The following is a 17,803-nucleotide window of genomic DNA, read 5'->3' as shown; positions in this document are numbered from 1 at the left end:
CCCGGGGGCGGGAGCCGATCCCGCCCGCCCCCGGGCGCTCCCCGACCGCCGCGGCGCAGGGCCGCGGCGGCCGATCGCCGTGCCGGACCGTCCCGGCGGACGGCCGCGAAGGATGCGAAGGAAACGACCGTGACCATGACCAGCGCGGACGCCGTCACCGGCGGCCAGGGGGCCGCGACGCTCCTGGACCGTACGCGTACGGCCGTCGACCCCCGACTGCGTGCGACCCTCGACTCCCTGCCGGACTCCCTGCGCCGCGTCGCGATGTACCACTTCGGCTGGGAGCGCGCCGACGGCACCCCGGACGCGGGACGGCCGGGCAAGGCGATCCGCCCCGCCCTGGTCCTCGCCGCCGCCCGCGCCCTCGGCGCGGACGAGACCCCGGCGGTGAGCGCCGCCGCGGCCGTGGAGCTCGCGCACAACTTCACCCTGCTCCACGACGACATCGTCGACGAGGACCCGACCCGGCGGCACCGGCCCACCGCCTGGACCGTCTTCGGCATCCCGGACGCCCTCATGGCGGGGGACGCGATGAGCGCGCTGGCGCTGCGGCTGCTGGCCGAGGACCCCCACCCCGCCTCGGGGGCGGCCGTCGCCCGCCTCGCCTCCTGCGTCATCGAGCTCTGCGCCGGCCAGCAGGCCGACTGCGCCTTCGAGCGGCGCGATCCCCGGGCGGTCTCCCTCGACGAGTGCCTCGCCATGGCCACCGCCAAGACCGGGGCCCTGCTCGGCTGTTCCTGTGCCCTCGGCGCGCTCTACGCGGGCGCGGGGGAGGAGGAGGTGGCGGCGATGGACGCCTTCGGCCGGGAGGCCGGTCTCGCCTTCCAGCTGATCGACGACCTCATCGGCATCTGGGGCGACCCGGACCGCACGGGCAAGCCGGCGGGTGCCGATCTCGTCGCCCACAAGAAGTCCCTCCCGGTTGTCGCGGCGCTGACCTCGGGCACCCGCGCCGGGGAGGAGCTGGCCGAGCTCTACTCCCGGCCGGTCCTCGACGCGGCGGGGGTACGGGCCGCGGCGGACGCCGTCGAGCGGGCCGGCGGCCGCGACTGGGCGCAGGACCAGGCCGCCGAGCGGATGGGACGCGCGGTCGAGCACCTGGCCCAGGCGGTGCCGGACCTCGCGGCGGCGGAGGACCTGCTCGCCCTCGCGGAGTTCGTGACGCGCCGGACGCGCTGACCCGGCGGCCGGGCCTCAGACCTCGGGGACGATCCGGGTGACCACGGTCTCGATCATGTCGTCCAGGTCCCGGTCGCCGAGGACCCCGGGCACGGTGAAGTGGTCGAGGAGCAGTCCGGTGAGGGCGAAGTAGAGCAGTCGTACGGTGTCCGCGTCGCCCGGCATCCCGGCGGCGAGGTGCCCCTGGACGTTCGCGTCCAGGTCGGCGCGGAGCACCTGGGTGAGCTGGGTCCTCAGCTCGGGCCTGCGGACGGCTTCGAGGCGGAGTTCGAAGAGCCCGAGGTAGCAGGTGCGTTCGGCGGCGAGCCTGCGGGCGATCCAGCGCATGAGGTCGAGCACCAGCTCCCGGCTGGGAGCGTGCCGCATGGCCGCCGCCGCTTCGTCCGGGTCCGGGGCCAGCCGGACGAAGATCCGGTCGCCGACCTGGGAGAGCAGCTGGTCCCGGTCGGAGAAGTAGTTGGACGAGGTGCCCGTGGGGACCCCCGCCCGGGCGTCGACCGCACGGAAGGTCAGTCCGCGTGCGCCCTCGTCCGCCAGGACCCCGATCGCGGCGTCGAGCAGGCTCGTGCGGCGTTCCGGATTTCTCGCCACGTCGGACTCCTTCGAAGAAATGTCTTGCGCAACCACTACAGGTGAAGCACTATAGCCGTCGTGGTTGCGAATGCGGCCGCACCCCTGAGACGAAGAGGACCGGTTTGCGCAAGCTCACGTACTACATCGCCTGCACCATCGACGGCTTCATCGGCGACCCCGAGGGCGACGCCAGCTCGCTGTTCAAGTTCACGACCGGCGAGTACATGGCGGCCATGAACGCCGAGTACCCCGAGGCCCTCCCGACGCAGGCGCGGGAGATGTTCGGGGTCGACGCCGACAACAAGCACTTCGACACCCTCATCCAGGGCAGGCGCTCCTACCAGCTCGCCCTCGACATCGGCGTCACCAGCCCGTACAACCACCTGCGCGAGTTCGTCGCCACCCGCTCGCTCGCCGAGTCGCCGCACCCGAACGTCGAGCTCATCGCCGACGACCTGGTCGGCCGGGTCCGCGAGCTCAAGGCCGAGGACGGCCCGCTGGGCATCTACCTCTGCGGCGGCTCCACCATCGCGGGCGAGCTCATCGAGGAGATCGACGAGCTCGTCATCAAGACCTACCCGCAGGTGTACGGCTCCGGCATGCCGATGTTCGGCGCCGGCTTCGAGCCCCGGGACTTCGAGCTGGGCGCGGTGCGCGCCTTCGACAACGGCGTGCTCGTCCGTACGTACACCAGGAAGCGGTAGCGGCGGCGAGCGGCGTCGCGCGGGGCGACCTACCCTGGAGGCATGGGTGACGAGGTGCCCCGCACGACCCGGGACCCCCTGGCCGAGCGTCACTGCCCGGCCTGCGGCGGACCGCTCGGCACGCTGGCCACCCGGCACAAGGTCCTCGGGGCCTGGGTGCCGGAGTGGGAGGTGCGGCCCTGCGGCAATCCCGACTGCGCGCTCCACGAGGGGGCGGAAGCCGTCACACCGCACGTGACCGGCAAGAACGGCGAGATCGGGAGAAGTCCGGCCGCCGGGTGACCGGACGCGCGGGGGAGCCGGTCATACCGCTACAGTCCGCGCATGTCATCGGAGTCGACAGAAGTCTGGACCGGCTGGTACCGGGACCGCACCGGCGCGGAAGCCATCGTCATCACGGCCGACGGGCGGCACGTCGCCACCCGGATCAGGGGCGTCGAGTACACCGGCGAGGGCTTCGCCGGCCTCGCCGCCGCCGATGAGGGCGGCCGGGCCCTCACGAACTGCGTCCTGGAGTGGGACCTGCCGCTCCCCGTCGTCGTGGACGGCGCCGCCCAACAGGCCACGCTGGCCTGCCTGCTGACGCTCGGCGAGCGCGCCGACCTCAGCCTGACGCTGCACTACGGCGGTGCGGCCTTCGAGGCCTGCGTCGCCGGAGGCGACTTCGAGGGGGCCCTGGAGCGGGTGCGGCGCCAGCTGCCGCCCGGCGCCGACTTCGGCCGCAGGCTCCTCCAGGCCGCCTGAGACGGGGACGGCGGCGCCCCGGGGAGGGGGCGCCGCCGTCGTGCGTGGCCGGACGTCAGTTCTTGAAGGCGGACGCCAGGCCGTTGCGCCACAGCTGGTCGACGCGGGAGCGCTCCTGCGCGTTCGGCTGGGTGTTCTGGCAGGACGTGCCGGGACCGCCGCCCGACATCAACTCGCTGCACGGGCCGCTGTAGTGGTCCGGCAGCCCGAGGACGTGCCCGGTCTCGTGGGCGGTCACCCGGGTCGAGTTGTACTGCTGGTTCTGCCGGTAGTCGAGGAAGATGTAGCCGCTGCCGTGGCCGTCGGTGCTGGCGTACGAGCCGCGGGAGTCGTTGCCCTCGTAGTACGCGAAGTCCGGGTTGCCGCCCTCGACGAGCCGGACGTTCGCCACCGAGCTGTTCCATATCTGCGCGGAGCGCGAGATCTGGCTGCGGAAGCTCGGGGCGTTCGCCGCGCTGTAGACGACGGTGACGGCGGCCGCGCCCGGGGCGGCGGCCCGCTTCTTCGCCACCGACTTCACGACGGCGTCGAAGAAGGCCTGGTTGGCCTTGGCCTCCTCGGCCGAACCGGCGTACGCGACGGCCGCGTTGCCGGCGTGGGGGGCCGTGGGGACCGCCGCCGCCGGTGCCGTGCCGACGGAGGCGGCGAGACCGAGGCCGAGGGCGGCGGTCAGCACGGAGGTGAGGACCTTGGGGTGACGCATGGGGGGCTCCTCCTGTTGGGGTAGGAGAGAGTCTCGGGGGAGCCGGCCCGCGCCGGGATGATGTCAACCGCCGATAGCCCCACCGCATCACCCGACCCCAATCCTTCACAACTCCCTTGGAATGCAAGGTGATTGAGAGGTTCCGGGCGTCTGGTGCGACTCCGGGAGCCGTCCTACCCTCGGGGCATGGAGCTGGAGGTGAGACATCTGCGCGCGCTCTGCGCCATCGCGGACACGGGAAGCCTGCACAAGGCCGCCCGCCAACTGGGCATGAGCCAGCCCTCGTTGACCACCCAGCTGCGCCGGATCGAGAACTCCCTCGGCGCCGAGCTCTTCTCCCGGGGCCCCACCGGCTGCCGCCCCACCCCGCTCGGCCGCTCCCTGCTCAGCCGGGCCCGCCCGCTGGTCGCCGACATGGCCGCGCTCGTCACCGAGACCCGGGCCGCCGCCTCCCGCGCCGACGGGCCCGGACTCCGCGTGGGCTCCACCGCGAGCCGGGCCCTCCCGGGCTGGCTGCGGCGGCTCCGGCAGCGGCTGCCCGGCACGGACGTCGGCCTCCGGGTGGACGTCTCCGCCAACGCCCTGCTGCGCACCGTCGCCACCGGGCAGCTCGACGTGGCCTTCGTGCACGAGGTGGAGGGCTGCCCGCTGCGGGTCCCCGAGGGCCTCACCGGCCGGGTCCTGGTCGACCGCGAACCCCAGTTCGTCTCCCTGGCCCACGACCACCCGGCCGCCGCCCGCCCCGTCGTGGACCTCGCCGACCTCGCCCGCGACCACTGGATGGTCGACCCGACCGTCGACGGCGAGTGGGACGGCCTGCGGCGGGTCCTCGCCGCCGCCGGCATCGACCCGCCGCTCCTGCACGGCGACTACCACACGGCCGCCTCGCTCATCGTGCTCGGCGAGGCCGTCGCACCCTGCCAGCCCACCTCGCTCCCGCGCGAGGACATGGCCATCAGGCCGCTGCTCGGCGACCCGCTGGGTGTGCGGCTGCTGCTGTACGCGCGCCCCGACGCGCCGCTGGACGTGCTCTACGCCGAACTCGCCTCGGCCTACCGGGAAGTGGCGACGCGGTCCGCCCCGTACCGCGAGTGGCTGGGCCGCCAGGGCGCGGGCACGCTCCCGGCGGAACCGTGCATGATGACCGCATGAACGAACGCGCGGCCGTGGTCAGACACGCACACCCCGAGGACCTGCCCCGCGTCGTCGAGCTCATCGCCGAGCACGCCGCGTACGAGAAGGCCGCGCCCCCGGCCCCCGGACTCGCCGACCGCCTGGCCGGCCTCCTCTTCGGCTCCGCGCGGCCGCGCCTGCGCTGCTTCGTCGCCGTGCTCCCCGACGGCACCCTCGCGGGCTACGCCACCTGCGCCCCGGAGCTCTCCACCTGGGACGGCGCGGAGTACCTCCACATGGACTGCCTCTACCTCGCGGAGGCCTCCCGGGGGCACGGCCTCGGCCCGCTCCTGATGGAGGCGCTCCGCGCGGAGGCCAGGACGCTGGGCCTCCCGGAGATCCAGTGGCAGACCCCCGTGTGGAACGAGGGCGCGATCCGCTTCTACGACCGGCTGGGCGCCACCTCGAAGGAGAAGCGCCGCTACCGCCTGCCGACCGAGGGGTAGCGAGACGGCCCGGCGGCCGGGCTCACCGCCGGCCCGGGAGGCACGCGTACCCCTGGGGCCGGCGGGCCCGTCGTCCGTCAGCCCTGGGAGGGCTCGGTGCCCGTCCCCTCGGCGCTCTCGGCCGCGCCGGTCTTCTCCCGCATCTTGCGCACCAGCTCCGCCTTCTTGTCCGCCGCGTTCTGGCGGTCGAGGTTGCGGTGCGGACCGTTGTTCTGCCGTTCGGCGCGGGACAGCCGCTTGCGCTGGCCGCCGCCCTGGCCCACGGGGTTGTTGATGTTCTTGCTGTCGGTCACGGGCTCTCCCGGTCATGAGGTGGACTGATCCACGGCCGTCGGCGAACGCCCGGAGCCGGCCGACGGAGCCGGCCTCGTCTCCGTGACGGGGGCCCGAGCCCCCGGTTCCACAGGATCCGCTGGATTCGTACAACCATACGCACGCCTCGGGCGTCCTGGAGAAGGAGTGCGCCGTAGGCGTGCTCGTTTCGTTTCCAGGGGGACCCACATGACTCACCACATATCCCGGCGCGCCCGCGTGCTCTCCGCCGTGATCGCCGCGGGGGCGCTCGTGCCCGTGGCCGCGGCCGCGGCGCCCGCCTCCGCCGCCACCGCTCCGCGCGTCAGCTGCACCTCGGGCCAGAGCGGGCTCGCCGCCAAGCTCCAGAAGGACATCACCGCCGCCCTCGCCGGGCGCGGCGGCACGGTCGCCGTCGGCCTGCACGACCGCACCACGAACACCACCTGCACCCTGCGCGCCACCACCTCGTACGACTCGGCCAGCGTCGTGAAGGTGACCGTCCTCGCCGCGCTCCTGTGGGACGCGCAGAAGTCCCACCGGTACCTGACCTCGCGCGAGACGACCCTCGCCACCGCCATGATCACCAAGTCCGACAACGCGTCCACCTCGACCCTGTGGAACCAGCTCGGCGTCAGCAAGGTGAAGGGCTTCCTGGCCGCCGCCGGCATGACGCGGACGGTGCCCGGATCCGGCGGCTACTGGGGGCTCACCCAGATCAACGTCACCGACGAGCAGAAGCTGCTCTCGCTGATCACCGGCAGGAACTCCGTCCTGACCGACAACTCCCGCGCCTACATCACCAAGCTCATGGGCCGCGTCGTCAGCGCGCAGAAGTGGGGGACCCCGGCCGGCGCGCCCTCCACCGTCTCGATCCAGGTCAAGAACGGCTGGTTGCAGCGCGCCACGCGCGGCTGGCGGGTGCACAGCGTCGGCACGTTCAAGGGCGGCGGCCACGACTACACCATGACCGTCCTCACCGACGGCAACAGCAGCATGAACTACGGCGTGAACACGATCCAGGCGGTCGCCAGGGCCATCCACAAGGACCTGACCTCCCTGACGACGGCCCGCGCGGCCCGCTTCACGCCGCCCGTCAGGCCCCAGGAGGCCTTCGTCGCGGTGCCCCGCGGCTGACACGAGAGACAAGAACGCACCCGGCCCGCGGGGAACGCCGAACTCGGCGTCCCGCGGACCGGGTGCGTTCTTTCGCGACCGGACGGTCGGGGACCCCGGCCGGACGGCTCGACCGGCGTCAGGCCTTCTTGGTCTCCCAGAAGATGCGGTCGATCTCGGCGATGAGCTCCAGCGCCTTCTCGCCCGTCTTCGGGTCGGTCGACGCCTTGGCGGCCGAGAGGGCCTTCAGGGTGTCGTTGACCAGCTGGTTGAGCTCGGGGTACTTCTCGAAGTGCGGAGCCTTGAAGTAGTCGCTCCAGAGCACCGAGACGTGGTGCTTGGCGAGCTCCGCGCGCTGCTCCTTGATGACCGTGGCGCGGGCGCGGAAGTGCGCGTCCTCGTTGGCCAGGTACTTCTCCTGGACGGCCTTGACGGACTCGGCCTCGATACGGGCCTGGGCAGGGTCGTACACGCCGCACGGGAGGTCGCAGTGGGCGCTGACCTTCACCTTGGGGGCAAACAGGCGGGAGAGCATTGGGCCGTCCTTCCTCGTGATCGTCTTCTCAGGTGGGACATTACTCGGTGAGAAGGGCGATTTCGCGGGCGCCCCCTGGGGCTTAGGTCAAAAGTCCAGGGTCACCATGGGACTCGTGTACGAGTGGACGACTCCACGCGGGAATGGATCGGGAGGTACCGGATGGCAGGCTCCGGGCGGGAGCGGGTGGGGGAGGCCGGTGCCCCGTTCGGGATCGCCGAGGTGACGGGGGTGTCCATGGTGCCCACGCTGCTCCACGGCGACCAGTTGTTCGTCCAGTACGGGGCGCGGCTGCGGCCGGGGTGCGTGGCCGTGCTGCGCCATCCGCTCCAGCAGGATCTGCTCATCGTCAAGCGGCTGATCGAGCGACGGGACGGCGGCTGGTGGGTGCTCGGTGACAACCCGGACGCCGAGGGGGACAGCCGGGTCTTCGGCGCCGTGCCGCCCGAGCTGGTCCTCGGGCGGGTGCGGGCGCGGTACCGGCCGGTGACGCCGGGACGTCAGCGGTCGGCCGGGGTGGTGCTCTCCTGGCTGCTGTCCTCGGTGCGGCCCGTGGGGTCCGACCGCTCGGCCTCCAGGCGCTTGCGGGCCCGGTAGGCGGCCACGTTGGCCCGCGTCGCGCAGCGGTCCGAGCAGTAGCGGCGGGAGCGGTTGGTGGAGGTGTCCAGGTAGGCGTTGCGGCAGGGCGGCGCCTGGCAGAGGCCGAGGCGGTCCGCGCCGAACCCCGTGAGGTGGAAGGCGAGGCCCATCGCCGAGATCGCGGCGTAGCCCGTGGTCGCGTTCGAGGAGTGATCGGCGAGGTGCATGTGCCAGCGGGGCCGGCCCTCCTCGTCGAGGGTGTCGTGCCCGGAGATCTGCGGGCTCACGGGGAACTCCAGGAGGAGTGAGTTCAGCAGGTCCACCGCCCCCGTGTGGTCCCCCTCGTCGGCCGCCGCGAAGACCGCGCGCAGCCGCGCGCGCACCGTGCGGAAGCGCGGCAGGTCGGCCTCCGTGACCCGGCGGGCCATCTGGGCGGCGGGGCCGAAGAGCTCCCGCAGCACCTCGACGGAGGTCAGGGTGTCCTTGCCGCGGGCCGGCTCCTCGGTGTTGACCAGACGTACGGCAAAGTCCGAGTAATGGGCCAGTTCCACTTGTAGTCCTTACGTCGGCGGGCTAGTGTCTCGGTCCGAGGGGGTAACGGCTGTTGCCCCTTCGAGGGTATTACGAATGGTAGGGCTGACGCGGGGAGGAACGACCATGACCAAGACCGACTGGGCGGGCTGGCAGCAGAGCTGGGACCGTCAGCAGGAGTGGTACATGCCGGACCGCGAGGAGCGGTTCCGGGTGATGCTCGACATGGTCGAGGCGCTGGTGGGGCCCGAGCCCCGCGTCCTCGACCTCGCCTGCGGTACGGGGAGTATCACGAGCCGGCTGCTCCGTCGGTTCCCCGGCGCGACCAGCACCGGCGTCGACCTCGACCCGGCGCTCCTCGCCATCGCCGAGGGGTCCTTCGCGGGCGACGAGCGCGTCACCTTCGTCACCGCCGACCTCAAGGACCCCGCGTGGGTCGCGGACCTGCCGTACGACACGTACGACGCCGTCCTCACCGCCACCGCCCTGCACTGGCTGCACAGCGAGCCCCTGACGGCCCTGTACGGGCAGCTCGCCGGCCTCGTCCGGGACGGCGGGGTCTTCATGAACGCCGACCACATGATCGACGAGACCACCCCCCGGATCAACGCCGCCGAGCGCGCCCACCGCCACGCCGTCATGGACCGGGCCAAGGACGCCGGCGCCCTCGACTGGGCCGCGTGGTGGGCCGTCGCCGGCGCGGACCCGGTGCTCGCCGAGCCCACCGCCCGCCGCTTCGAGATCTACGGCGAGCACGCCGACGGCGACATGCCCTCCCCCCGCTGGCACGCCGACACCCTGCGCGCCGCCGGGTTCGGCGAGGCGCGGCCGGTCTGGGCGTCGCCCTCGGACACCCTCCTGCTGGCCGTGAAGTAGCCGGGACGCCGGAAGGGGGCGGTACGGGTCTCCCGTACCGCCCCCTTCCGCCTGCCTCACGGCACCGCGCGCCCTACAGCACCTTCGAGAGGAACGCCTTCGTCCGGTCGTGCTGCGGGTTGCCCAGGACGTCGCGCGGGTTGCCCGACTCGACCACCACGCCGCCGTCCATGAAGACCAGCGAGTCGCCGACCTCACGGGCGAAGCCCATCTCGTGCGTGACGACGATCATCGTCATGCCCGACTCGGCCAGGTCCCGCATGACGTCGAGGACGTCGCCCACGAGCTCCGGGTCGAGCGCCGAGGTCGGCTCGTCGAAGAGCATCAGCTTCGGCTCCATCGCCAGCGCGCGGGCGATCGCCACGCGCTGCTGCTGGCCGCCGGAGAGCTGCGAGGGGTAGTTCCCCATCTTGTCCCGCAGGCCGACCCGGTCGAGCAGGCGCTCGGCCCGCTCGCGGGCCACCGCCTTGGACTCGCCCTTCACCTGGAGGGGCGCCTCCATCACGTTGCCCAGGGCCGTCATGTGGGGGAACAGGTTGAACCGCTGGAAGACCATGCCGATGTCACGGCGCTGGACCGCGACCTCGCTGTCCTTCAGCTCGTAGAGCTTGTCGCCCTTCTGCCGGTACCCGACCAGCTGGCCGTCGACGGAGAGCCTGCCGCCGTCGATGCGCTCCAGGTGGTTGATGCACCGCAGGAAGGTCGACTTGCCGGAGCCGGAGGGGCCGACGAGGCAGAAGACCTCGCCGTTCTGCACCTCCAGGTCGATGCCGCGGAGGATGTGGGCCGCGCCGTAGGACTTGTGGACGCCTTCGGCCTTGACCATGGGCTGACCGGTCATGCCGATGCCTCCGGGGAGCGCTTGAAGGTGGTGAGGTTCGTCTTCACCCGCTGGAAGGGGGTGGGCGGCAGGTTGCGGGTCGAACCGCGCGAGAAGCGGCGCTCCAGGTAGTACTGGCCGACGCTGAACACGCTGGTCAGGGCCAGGTACCAGATGGAGGCGACGAACAGCATCTCCATCACGGCGCCGGCCGTGTTGCCGATGTTCGACGAGGCCCTCAGGAGTTCGGTGTACTGCACGGCCGAGACCAGTGACGAGGTCTTCAGCATGTTGATGAACTCGTTGCCCGTCGGGGGCACGATCACCCGCATGGCCTGCGGGAGCACGATGCGGCCCATGGTCTTCGTCTGGGACATGCCCAGCGCGTGCGCCGCCTCGGTCTGGCCCTCGTCGACCGACTGGATGCCGGCGCGGACGATCTCCGCCATGTAGGCGCCCTCGTTCAGGCCGAGGCCGAGCAGGGCCACCATGAACGGCGTCATGACGTCCACGGTCTCGTTCTTGTAGATCGGACCGAGGTCGATGTACTGGAAGATCAGCGACAGGTTGAACCAGACGAGCAGCTGGACGTAGACCGGGGTGCCGCGGAAGAACCAGATGTAGAGCCAGGCGACCGCACCGGTCACCGGGTTCTTGGAGAGCCGCATCACGGCGAAGAGGATGCCGAGGACGAGGCCCAGCGCCATCGCGGAGACGCTGATGATGATGGTGTTCCACATGCCGCTGATCACGGACGGGTCGAACACCTTGTCCCACACCGTGTCCCAGAGGACGTTGCCCTGGGAGAAGGCGTAGACGAGCCACCCGAGGAGCGCGACGACCACCACGGCACTGACCCAGCGGCCGTAGTGCCGCACGGGGATGGCCTTGATCGCCTCGTACGGGACGCCCGAGGGGGAGGGACCGGCCGGAGCGGCGGCCGGTTCCTTGCTGATCTTGTCAGTCATGACGACTGCCCTTCAGTGGTACGAGGAGAGGTCACTTGCCGGCGTTGACCGTGGCCGACTTGACCGCGCTGTCCTCGACGTCCCACTTCTTCAGGACCTCCGCGTAGGAGCCGTCCTTGATGATGGCGTCGAGCGCCTCCTTGACGGCGTCGCGCAGCTGGGTGTTCTCCTTCGAGACGCCGATGCCGAAGAGGCCGACGTCGCTCTGGCTGCCGACGACCTCGAAGTCGTTGCCGCCGCCCGAGGTCTTCGCGATGTACGCGGCGACCGGGTAGTCGTTCAGGTCGGCGACCGCGCCGCCGGCCTTCACACGGGTCTGGGCCTCGGCGTCGGTGTCGAAGGCCTGGATGGTCAGCTTCTTGTCACCGCACTTCGTGGCCTGCGCCTTGAAGGTGTCCTCGTAGATGGTGCCGCGCTGGACGGCGACGGTCTTGCCGCAGAGGTCGTCGAGGGAGTTGACCTTCTGCGGGTTGCCCTTCTTGACCAGCAGGGAGACGCCGGAGCTGAAGTAGTCGACGAAGTCGATGCCCTTGCCGATCTTCTTCCCGTTGTCGTCCAGGCCCTCCTGGCGCTTCTTGTTGTCCGTCATCGAGGACATGATGAGCTGCTGGCGGCCGGTGTAGATCGAGGTGATCAGGCCGTCGAAGGTGCCCGACACGAACTCCAGCCGGACGCCGAGCTGCTTGCTCAGGGCCGCGCCGAGGTCCGGGTCCACACCGACGATCTTGCCGCCCTCGGTGAACTCCATCGGGGCGTACGAGGCGTCCGTGCCGACCTTGATGACACCCGCCTTCTGGATGTCGGCGGGGAGCTTCGAGAAGAGCGGGGCCTTGCCGGCGGAGGCGGAGCCGGAGTCGCTCGGGGTGTTCGCGCTCTCGGTCTGGTCGCCGCAGGCGGTCAGCAGCATCGAGCCGGCGACCGCGATGGCGGCGACCGCGGCAAGACGGGAGGTGCGGGTCTTGGCGGTCGTACAGCGCGTGGAGCGTGCGGTCATGGTCGGGTTCCTCCGGCGTGTGAGGGAGCTGCCAGGTGGGTCGCGTACGCATCTTCGAGTGTCGCGACCTCGTGTGATTACGGCATCTTGCCATTCGGACTGCCACAAACCGACGGCCACGGATGTCAAAATCGGGTAACGGGTGACCCCGAAATCCCGACAGGCCGGTACATCAAGGCCGGATCTTCTGCGGAATCCATTCCCCGTAGCCGAAAAATCTGCGGTTCATCTCGGCATTCGGACGAATGGAAGGCCGCCAATCGGGTGGGGAATGCATCTATCGGGACATCGGGTGACGTGTCGCTCTCCGTCCGTGTCCGGATGCGCTCGGTATGAGTCGCGTCACCGAGCGGATATGGACTCGTCTGCGGTGCCGTCCGTCCGGTAAGAAGGATCCTTACACCCCTCATCCGGGGCTCAGGGCGCGTTGTGCGGCGCGCCCGCGCGGCTGCCAGACACGGCGGCCGCGGGACCCGCCCACCGCTCCACACCAGGAGCGGCCAACCCTCAATTGCAGCAGACTTAAGGGGTCAACCCAATGGCAGCGGAGATCGTCAATCCTCGCAATGACAGCGGTACGGAAGGAGCTCCCGAGGAGCCCTTCGATCCTGTCTTCGCCCTTCACCGGGGCGGCAAGATGGCCGTGCAGGCCACCGTCCCCGTCCGTAACAAGGACGACCTGTCCCTCGCGTACACGCCCGGCGTCGCCAAGGTGTGCACCGCGATCGCCGAGAAGCCCGAGCTGGTCAACGACTACACCTGGAAGTCCCAGGTCGTCGCGGTCGTGACCGACGGCACCGCGGTGCTCGGGCTCGGCGACATCGGCCCGGAGGCCTCGCTCCCGGTCATGGAGGGGAAGGCCATCCTCTTCAAGCAGTTCGGCGGCGTGGACGCGGTCCCGATCGCCCTCGCCACCACCGACACCGACGAGATCGTCGAGACCGTCGTCCGGCTCGCCCCGTCCTTCGGCGGCGTGAACCTGGAGGACATCTCGGCGCCGCGGTGCTTCGAGATCGAGCGCAAGCTCCAGGAGCGCCTCGACATCCCGGTCTTCCACGACGACCAGCACGGCACCGCCATCGTCACCCTCGCGGCCCTGCGCAACGCGGCGACGCTGAGCGGCCGGAGCCTCGGTGAGCTGCGCGGTGTCATCTCCGGCGCCGGCGCGGCCGGTGTGGCCATCGCCAAGTTCCTCCTGGAGGCCGGTCTCGGCGACGTCGCCGTCGCCGACCGCAAGGGCATCGTCAGCCGCGACCGCGACGACCTCACGGACGTCAAGCGCGAGCTCGCCGAGCTCACCAACAAGGCGGGCCTCAGCGGCACCCTGGAGAGCGCGCTGGCCGGCGCCGACGTCTTCATCGGCGTCTCCGGCGGTACGGTCCCCGAGGAGGCCGTCGCCTCCATGGCCCCGAACGCCTTCGTGTTCGCCATGGCCAACCCGAACCCCGAGGTCCACCCCGACGTCGCGCACAAGTACGCGGCCGTCGTGGCGACCGGCCGTTCGGACTACCCGAACCAGATCAACAACGTCCTCGCGTTCCCCGGCATCTTCGCCGGCGCGCTCCAGGTCCGGGCCTCCCGGATCACCGAGGGCATGAAGATCGCCGCGGCCAACGCCATCGCGGACGTCGTCGGCGACCAGCTCGCCGCCGACTACGTGATCCCGTCGCCGTTCGACGAGCGGGTCGCCCCGGCCGTCGCGGCCGCGGTCGCCGCCACCGCCCGCGCCGAGGGCGTCGCGCGCCGCTGACGCGCACCAGGCACGCCGAAGGGCCCCGTTCCGGACACCGGGACGGGGCCCTTCGGCGTTCGGGTGGCGTCGTTTCGGGAGCGGGGGCCTTCGGGTGATCGGGTGGCGCTGTTCCGGAGGCCGGGGCTGGGCCCTTCGGCGCTCGGGTGGCGCTGTTCCGGACGCCGGGACGGGGTCCTTCGGCGCTCGGGAGCGGGCGGTGGCGCGGAGTGCTTCCGGGGCCCGCTGTCCAGGCGACACGGGTCACACCGGGGCGTGGTTCCCCCGGCCGCCCGCGGGCCCCTAGGGTCGGGGCCATGTTCGCTGCCTACGCCGCCCGAATCGACCGCGACCAGCCCCTGAACGGCCTCGAACTGGGCGAACGCCCCGAGCCCGAGGCGCGTCCCGGCTGGACCACCGTCACCGTCAAGGCCGCCTCGCTCAACCACCACGACCTGTGGTCGTTGCGGGGGGTCGGTCTGCCCGAGGAGAAGCTGCCGATGATCCTCGGCTGCGACGCCGCGGGCATCGACGAGGACGGCAACGAGGTCGTCCTGCACTCCGTCATCGGCCAGACGGGTCACGGTGTGGGCCCGGACGAGCCCCGCTCCATCCTCACCGAGCGCTACCAGGGCACCTTCGCCGAGCGGGTGACCGTCCCCCGCTGGAACGTGCTGCCCAAGCCGAAGGAGCTGTCCTTCGAGGAGGCCGCCTGCCTCCCCACCGCCTGGCTGACCGCGTACCGCATGCTCTTCACCAACGCCGGTGTGCGGCCCGGCGACTCCGTGCTCGTGCAGGGCGCGGGCGGCGGCGTCGCCACCGCGGCGATCGCCCTCGGCAAGGCGGCCGGCCTCCGGGTCTTCGCCACCAGCCGCGACGAGGCCAAGCGCAAGCGGGCCGTCGAGCTCGGCGCCGTCGAGGCGTACGAGCCGGGTGCGCGGCTCCCCGCGCGGGTGGACGCGGTCATCGAGACCGTCGGCGCCGCCACCTGGTCCCACTCGGTCAAGTCGCTGCGGCCCGGCGGCACGCTCGTCATCTCGGGCGCCACGAGCGGCGACCGCCCCTCGCACGCCGAGCTGACCCGGATCTTCTTCCTGGAGCTGAAGGTCGTCGGCTCGACGATGGGCTCCAAGGACGAGCTGGAGGACCTGCTGTCGTTCTGCGCGGCGACGGGCCTGCGGCCGGTGATCGACGAGGTCCTGCCGCTGGACCGGGCCCGCGAGGGCTTCGAGAAGATGGCCTCCGGCGAGCTCTTCGGGAAGATCGTCCTGACGACCTCGTGACGCCCCCTTGATACAGGTCGCCTGACCTGATGGGATCTCCGGCACGCGAAACGTGAACATCTCTCACTTTGCCGTGCCGGAGGCCTCCATGTTGCGCACCACCCTCGCGACGACCGCCGTCGTCGCCTCGCTGCTCGCCCCGACGGCCGCGACGGCCCCCGCCCCGGCGGTCACCCCGGCCGAGCCCGCCGCCCGCGCGCAGCCCTCGGCCCGGGTCGGGGACATCGGCCGTACGGGGAAGGGCGCCGACGGGATACCGCCCCTCACCGACTCCCGGGGCCGGGTCCTCACCCTCCGGGGCTGGAACCTCGCCGACAAGTCGCACCGCGGAGACGCCGCCCTCTCCGCCATCACCGAGAAACACCTCCGGGACATGCGGGCCAAGGGCTACAACACGGCCCGCCTCCTGGTCTTCTGGGACGACCTGGAACCCCGGCCCGGCCAGTACAGCCAGGCGTACCTGCGCAAGATCGAACGGATCCTGGACTGGGCCGAGAAGTACGACGTCCAGGTCGTCCTCGACGCCCACCAGGACGTCTTCGGGCCCGCCTTCGGCTCCCGGGGTGTGCCCGCCTGGGCCACCAGGACCGACGGCCTGCCCTTCACCCCGCACCCCGACGACTGGTTCTCCGAGTACTTCGAGCCGGCCGTCCAGCGTGCCTTCACCCACCTCTACGAGGACGAGGACCTGCGACGCGCCCAGGCCCGCATGTGGCGGGTGCTCGCCGCCCGCTTCGAGGACCACCCGGCCGTCCTCGGTTACGACCCGATCAACGAGCCGATGGGCGAACTGCGCGAGGGCGAGGACCTGGCGACCGCCGCCCGGCGCATCGAGCGGGACCAGATCACCCCGATGCACAACCGGATCGCGGACCAGATCCGCGCGGTCGACAAGGACGGGTGGATCTTCGTCGAGCCGACCCCGATCGTGGGGGAGGGGGTGCCCACCGGGCTGGGCAGGATCGACGACCCGAAGGTGGTCTACGCGCCGCACTTCTACAACGGCACCATGGAGGCGGGCGGCGACTACGACCCCTCGGCCCGCTGGATCGAGAACTACGAGGCCGCCGTCACCCGGTACCCCAGGCAGTACAAGGTGCCGGTCGTCGTGGGGGAGTGGGGCCCGCTCAACAACTCCCTTCCGAACATGAACCGCTTCTACCGCGAGGCCATGGCCTCCCTCGGCCGCTACAGCTCCGGCTGGACCGGCTGGGAGTGGTGCTACGGGGGCGGCTACTGCGCCGTGGACGGCACCGGAGCCTTCCGGGCGAACAAGGAGCTGACCGCCGAGCCGTACGCCGAGGCCGTCGCCGGCACGGTCCGCTCCGCCTCGTACGACCCGTCGGCCGGGCTCTACCGCCTCTCGTACGACGCGGTCGGCCGGCGGGGCTCCCGCGTCACCGAGCTCTCCCTGCCGCCCGGCGACTGGCGGGTGACCGCCCGGGGCGGTGCGCTGGTCCTCCGCAAGGACCGCGGCCGCGCCTGGATCCTGGCCGTCCCGAACGCCCGCATCACCGTCACCGCCACCCGGGACTGACGCACCGCCACCGCCACCGCCGTGCCGCGGGGCGGGACGGCGCCAGGGGGGGGGCGAGGGAGACCCGTCTCTCTCCCCCGCCAGGGGGGGCGAGGGAGGCCCGTCTCTCCCCCCCCGCTCCGTCAGGGCTGTCGTTCCGGGTTCAGGAGGGATCTGATGCTCAGGGCCGCCGTCGACAGGTGGTGGCGGGTCTCCTTCAGCTGGTCCTCGGTCACCCCGTGGTCGCGGGCCGCGTCGCGGATCTCGTCGCGGAAGCGGTCCAGGAGCCGGTCGAGGTCGCGGGCCGGGTCGCCCGTGCCCGCCGTGTCCCGCGCCCACTCCGGCACCTCGTCCGCCGGCGCCTTCGTGAACGGCGGTCGCGGCGCGGTGGCCCCGGGGTGGGTCGTGCCCGTCACCAGGTCGCCGAGCTGGGCCGTGATGCCCGAGATTCCCTCCCAGACCCCCTTGGGCCAGTCGCCCCGCGAGAACCGGTCCTGGACCTCGTCCTGCACCTGCTGGGCGATCCGCTGGAACTCCTTCGCCTGGCGTCGCGCCGACCGGGCCTCCTCGCGGGCCTCACGGGCCTGCTGCTTCCACTCCTGCTTGAAGCGGCGCATCTCCTCCTTCGCCTCGGCGAACGAGGGGGCTTCCGCCGTGCGGCTCTGTCCCGCCGCCGCGCGCATCTCGCTGCGCACCCGGCCGGCCGCACCGCGCACGTCCTCGCGGATCTCCGCCGCCAGCTCCGAGACCGACTCGCGGATCTCCCGCTCCAGGTCGTCCAGTTCGGCGCCGCGCCCCGCCAGCTCGGCCCGGCCGGCGTCGGTGATCGAGTAGACCTTGCGGCCCCCCTCGCTGGCGTGGGTGACCAGGCCCTCGGCCTCCAGCTTGGCGAGCCGCGGGTAGACCGTGCCCGCCGAGGGGGCGTACAGCCCCTGGAAGCGCTCCTCCAGGAGCCGGATCACCTCGTATCCGTGGCGGGGGGCCTCGTCCAGCAGCTTCAGGAGGTAGAGGCGGAGGCGTCCGTGGGCGAAGACGGGCGGCAT

Annotated in this window: 21 protein-coding genes; 12 read left to right on the top strand and 9 right to left on the bottom strand. The window is 71.8% G+C overall.

Annotated elements, in window-relative coordinates:
- Nucleotides 1-135: 135 nt before the first annotated feature.
- Nucleotides 136-1,179: a family 2 encapsulin nanocompartment cargo protein polyprenyl transferase gene (locus ACFYXU_RS02070; protein ID WP_376517173.1), complete on the top strand. Its 1,044-nt coding sequence runs from the start codon at nucleotides 136-138 to the stop codon at nucleotides 1,177-1,179.
- 15 nt (nucleotides 1,180-1,194) lie between these two features.
- On the opposite strand, the gene ACFYXU_RS02065 is transcribed toward ACFYXU_RS02070, so the two are convergent.
- The gene (locus ACFYXU_RS02065; protein ID WP_376517145.1) at nucleotides 1,195-1,770 is read right to left on the bottom strand and encodes a TetR/AcrR family transcriptional regulator; all 576 of its coding nucleotides are present in this window, start codon (nucleotides 1,768-1,770) and stop codon (nucleotides 1,195-1,197) included.
- A 104-nt stretch (nucleotides 1,771-1,874) separates the two neighbouring features.
- Here ACFYXU_RS02065 and ACFYXU_RS02060 point away from each other — a divergent pair, with 104 nt between their 5' ends.
- The 3 genes from ACFYXU_RS02060 to ACFYXU_RS02050 are packed head-to-tail and all read left to right on the top strand — an operon-like array spanning nucleotide 1,875 to nucleotide 3,200.
- Nucleotides 1,875-2,456: a dihydrofolate reductase family protein gene (locus ACFYXU_RS02060; RefSeq protein ID WP_361402076.1), complete on the top strand. Its 582-nt coding sequence runs from the start codon at nucleotides 1,875-1,877 to the stop codon at nucleotides 2,454-2,456.
- A 42-nt stretch (nucleotides 2,457-2,498) separates the two neighbouring features.
- Nucleotides 2,499-2,738 (top strand): hypothetical protein, encoded by a 240-nt coding sequence (locus ACFYXU_RS02055; RefSeq protein WP_329851667.1) that lies wholly within the window; start codon nucleotides 2,499-2,501, stop codon nucleotides 2,736-2,738.
- A 42-nt stretch (nucleotides 2,739-2,780) separates the two neighbouring features.
- Entirely contained in the window at nucleotides 2,781-3,200 is a 420-nt protein-coding gene (locus ACFYXU_RS02050; RefSeq protein ID WP_389408031.1) for a DUF6304 family protein, read from the top strand.
- A 55-nt stretch (nucleotides 3,201-3,255) separates the two neighbouring features.
- Here ACFYXU_RS02050 and snpA read toward each other — a convergent pair whose 3' ends face one another.
- Nucleotides 3,256-3,903, bottom strand: coding sequence for a snapalysin (gene snpA, locus ACFYXU_RS02045; protein WP_376517151.1), 648 nt, complete (start codon nucleotides 3,901-3,903; stop codon nucleotides 3,256-3,258).
- A gap of 186 nt (nucleotides 3,904-4,089) precedes the next feature.
- On the opposite strand from snpA, the gene ACFYXU_RS02040 reads away from it, so the two are divergent.
- Both ACFYXU_RS02040 and ACFYXU_RS02035 read left to right on the top strand, forming a co-directional pair.
- Entirely contained in the window at nucleotides 4,090-5,055 is a 966-nt protein-coding gene (locus ACFYXU_RS02040; protein WP_376517153.1) for a LysR family transcriptional regulator, read from the top strand.
- A complete protein-coding gene (locus tag ACFYXU_RS02035; protein ID WP_376517156.1) occupies nucleotides 5,052-5,522 on the top strand; it encodes a GNAT family N-acetyltransferase in 471 nt (156 codons plus the stop codon). Before ACFYXU_RS02040 ends, ACFYXU_RS02035 begins: the two co-directional genes overlap by 4 nt.
- A gap of 77 nt (nucleotides 5,523-5,599) precedes the next feature.
- Here ACFYXU_RS02035 and ACFYXU_RS02030 read toward each other — a convergent pair whose 3' ends face one another.
- Nucleotides 5,600-5,815 carry a DUF6243 family protein gene (locus tag ACFYXU_RS02030; protein ID WP_376517158.1) on the bottom strand — a complete coding sequence of 72 codons (216 nt, stop codon included), beginning with the start codon at nucleotides 5,813-5,815 and terminating at the stop codon, nucleotides 5,600-5,602.
- Between the two features lie 208 nt (nucleotides 5,816-6,023).
- Here ACFYXU_RS02030 and ACFYXU_RS02025 point away from each other — a divergent pair, with 208 nt between their 5' ends.
- Nucleotides 6,024-6,950, top strand: a complete 927-nt coding sequence (locus ACFYXU_RS02025; protein WP_389456230.1) for a serine hydrolase — start codon at nucleotides 6,024-6,026, stop codon at nucleotides 6,948-6,950.
- A 118-nt stretch (nucleotides 6,951-7,068) separates the two neighbouring features.
- On the opposite strand, the gene sodN is transcribed toward ACFYXU_RS02025, so the two are convergent.
- Nucleotides 7,069-7,464 carry a superoxide dismutase, Ni gene (sodN, locus tag ACFYXU_RS02020; RefSeq protein ID WP_015036129.1) on the bottom strand — a complete coding sequence of 132 codons (396 nt, stop codon included), beginning with the start codon at nucleotides 7,462-7,464 and terminating at the stop codon, nucleotides 7,069-7,071.
- A gap of 162 nt (nucleotides 7,465-7,626) precedes the next feature.
- On the opposite strand from sodN, the gene sodX reads away from it, so the two are divergent.
- Entirely contained in the window at nucleotides 7,627-8,061 is a 435-nt protein-coding gene (gene sodX, locus ACFYXU_RS02015; RefSeq protein WP_376517162.1) for a nickel-type superoxide dismutase maturation protease, read from the top strand.
- Here sodX and ACFYXU_RS02010 read toward each other — a convergent pair.
- Nucleotides 7,965-8,594, bottom strand: a complete 630-nt coding sequence (locus ACFYXU_RS02010) for a CGNR zinc finger domain-containing protein (protein ID WP_376517165.1) — start codon at nucleotides 8,592-8,594, stop codon at nucleotides 7,965-7,967. The genes sodX and ACFYXU_RS02010 overlap by 97 nt on opposite strands.
- 106 nt (nucleotides 8,595-8,700) lie before the next feature.
- On the opposite strand from ACFYXU_RS02010, the gene ACFYXU_RS02005 reads away from it, so the two are divergent.
- Nucleotides 8,701-9,450: a class I SAM-dependent methyltransferase gene (locus ACFYXU_RS02005; protein WP_376517168.1), complete on the top strand. Its 750-nt coding sequence runs from the start codon at nucleotides 8,701-8,703 to the stop codon at nucleotides 9,448-9,450.
- Nucleotides 9,451-9,523: 73 nt separating this feature from the next.
- Here ACFYXU_RS02005 and ACFYXU_RS02000 read toward each other — a convergent pair whose 3' ends face one another.
- Genes ACFYXU_RS02000 through ACFYXU_RS01990 form a run of 3 tightly spaced genes read right to left on the bottom strand, consistent with a single transcriptional unit; the run spans nucleotide 9,524 to nucleotide 12,232 of the window.
- Nucleotides 9,524-10,291 carry an amino acid ABC transporter ATP-binding protein gene (locus tag ACFYXU_RS02000; RefSeq protein WP_329851654.1) on the bottom strand — a complete coding sequence of 256 codons (768 nt, stop codon included), beginning with the start codon at nucleotides 10,289-10,291 and terminating at the stop codon, nucleotides 9,524-9,526.
- Entirely contained in the window at nucleotides 10,288-11,238 is a 951-nt protein-coding gene (locus tag ACFYXU_RS01995) for an amino acid ABC transporter permease (protein WP_361402100.1), read from the bottom strand. Before ACFYXU_RS01995 ends, ACFYXU_RS02000 begins: the two co-directional genes overlap by 4 nt.
- 31 nt (nucleotides 11,239-11,269) lie before the next feature.
- Entirely contained in the window at nucleotides 11,270-12,232 is a 963-nt protein-coding gene (locus tag ACFYXU_RS01990) for an ABC transporter substrate-binding protein (RefSeq protein ID WP_329851650.1), read from the bottom strand.
- Nucleotides 12,233-12,770: 538 nt separating this feature from the next.
- Here ACFYXU_RS01990 and ACFYXU_RS01985 point away from each other — a divergent pair.
- The 3 genes from ACFYXU_RS01985 (at nucleotide 12,771) to ACFYXU_RS01975 (ending at nucleotide 16,781) form a co-directional block, all read left to right on the top strand.
- A complete protein-coding gene (locus tag ACFYXU_RS01985; protein WP_329851648.1) occupies nucleotides 12,771-13,982 on the top strand; it encodes an NADP-dependent malic enzyme in 1,212 nt (403 codons plus the stop codon).
- A 296-nt stretch (nucleotides 13,983-14,278) separates the two neighbouring features.
- Entirely contained in the window at nucleotides 14,279-15,244 is a 966-nt protein-coding gene (locus ACFYXU_RS01980) for a zinc-binding dehydrogenase (RefSeq protein ID WP_361402104.1), read from the top strand.
- Between the two features lie 88 nt (nucleotides 15,245-15,332).
- The gene (locus ACFYXU_RS01975; RefSeq protein WP_389456227.1) at nucleotides 15,333-16,781 is read left to right on the top strand and encodes a cellulase family glycosylhydrolase; all 1,449 of its coding nucleotides are present in this window, start codon (nucleotides 15,333-15,335) and stop codon (nucleotides 16,779-16,781) included.
- Nucleotides 16,782-16,903: 122 nt separating this feature from the next.
- Here the strand turns inward: ACFYXU_RS01975 and ACFYXU_RS01970 are convergent, their stop codons facing one another.
- Nucleotides 16,904-17,803, bottom strand: a complete 900-nt coding sequence (locus ACFYXU_RS01970) for a helix-turn-helix transcriptional regulator (protein ID WP_389456225.1) — start codon at nucleotides 17,801-17,803, stop codon at nucleotides 16,904-16,906.

The organism is Streptomyces sp. NPDC002232, assembly GCF_042890295.1.
In the GTDB taxonomy this organism is placed as follows: domain Bacteria; phylum Actinomycetota; class Actinomycetes; order Streptomycetales; family Streptomycetaceae; genus Streptomyces.
Note: the sequence above shows the minus strand (reverse complement) of the source record. Positions and strands in the feature narration are given on the sequence as shown.

What these genes read in the sequence shown, in the direction of transcription:
- ACFYXU_RS02025 (WP_389456230.1), top strand. Translation starts at nt 6,024, where the DNA reads ATGACTCACCACATATCCCGGCGCGCCCGCGTGCTCTCCGCCGTGATC.
- ACFYXU_RS01985 (WP_329851648.1), top strand. Translation starts at nt 12,771, where the DNA reads ATGGCAGCGGAGATCGTCAATCCTCGCAATGACAGCGGTACGGAAGGA.
- ACFYXU_RS02035 (WP_376517156.1), top strand. Translation starts at nt 5,052, where the DNA reads ATGAACGAACGCGCGGCCGTGGTCAGACACGCACACCCCGAGGACCTG.
- ACFYXU_RS02005 (WP_376517168.1), top strand. Translation starts at nt 8,701, where the DNA reads ATGACCAAGACCGACTGGGCGGGCTGGCAGCAGAGCTGGGACCGTCAG.
- ACFYXU_RS01970 (WP_389456225.1), bottom strand. Translation starts at nt 17,803, where the DNA reads ATGCCGCCCGTCTTCGCCCACGGACGCCTCCGCCTCTACCTCCTGAAG.
- ACFYXU_RS01995 (WP_361402100.1), bottom strand. Translation starts at nt 11,238, where the DNA reads ATGACTGACAAGATCAGCAAGGAACCGGCCGCCGCTCCGGCCGGTCCC.
- ACFYXU_RS02040 (WP_376517153.1), top strand. Translation starts at nt 4,090, where the DNA reads ATGGAGCTGGAGGTGAGACATCTGCGCGCGCTCTGCGCCATCGCGGAC.
- ACFYXU_RS02055 (WP_329851667.1), top strand. Translation starts at nt 2,499, where the DNA reads ATGGGTGACGAGGTGCCCCGCACGACCCGGGACCCCCTGGCCGAGCGT.
- ACFYXU_RS01980 (WP_361402104.1), top strand. Translation starts at nt 14,279, where the DNA reads ATGTTCGCTGCCTACGCCGCCCGAATCGACCGCGACCAGCCCCTGAAC.
- snpA (WP_376517151.1), bottom strand. Translation starts at nt 3,903, where the DNA reads ATGCGTCACCCCAAGGTCCTCACCTCCGTGCTGACCGCCGCCCTCGGC.
- ACFYXU_RS01975 (WP_389456227.1), top strand. Translation starts at nt 15,333, where the DNA reads ATGTTGCGCACCACCCTCGCGACGACCGCCGTCGTCGCCTCGCTGCTC.
- ACFYXU_RS01990 (WP_329851650.1), bottom strand. Translation starts at nt 12,232, where the DNA reads ATGACCGCACGCTCCACGCGCTGTACGACCGCCAAGACCCGCACCTCC.
- ACFYXU_RS02000 (WP_329851654.1), bottom strand. Translation starts at nt 10,291, where the DNA reads ATGACCGGTCAGCCCATGGTCAAGGCCGAAGGCGTCCACAAGTCCTAC.
- ACFYXU_RS02050 (WP_389408031.1), top strand. Translation starts at nt 2,781, where the DNA reads ATGTCATCGGAGTCGACAGAAGTCTGGACCGGCTGGTACCGGGACCGC.
- sodN (WP_015036129.1), bottom strand. Translation starts at nt 7,464, where the DNA reads ATGCTCTCCCGCCTGTTTGCCCCCAAGGTGAAGGTCAGCGCCCACTGC.
- sodX (WP_376517162.1), top strand. Translation starts at nt 7,627, where the DNA reads ATGGCAGGCTCCGGGCGGGAGCGGGTGGGGGAGGCCGGTGCCCCGTTC.
- ACFYXU_RS02070 (WP_376517173.1), top strand. Translation starts at nt 136, where the DNA reads ATGACCAGCGCGGACGCCGTCACCGGCGGCCAGGGGGCCGCGACGCTC.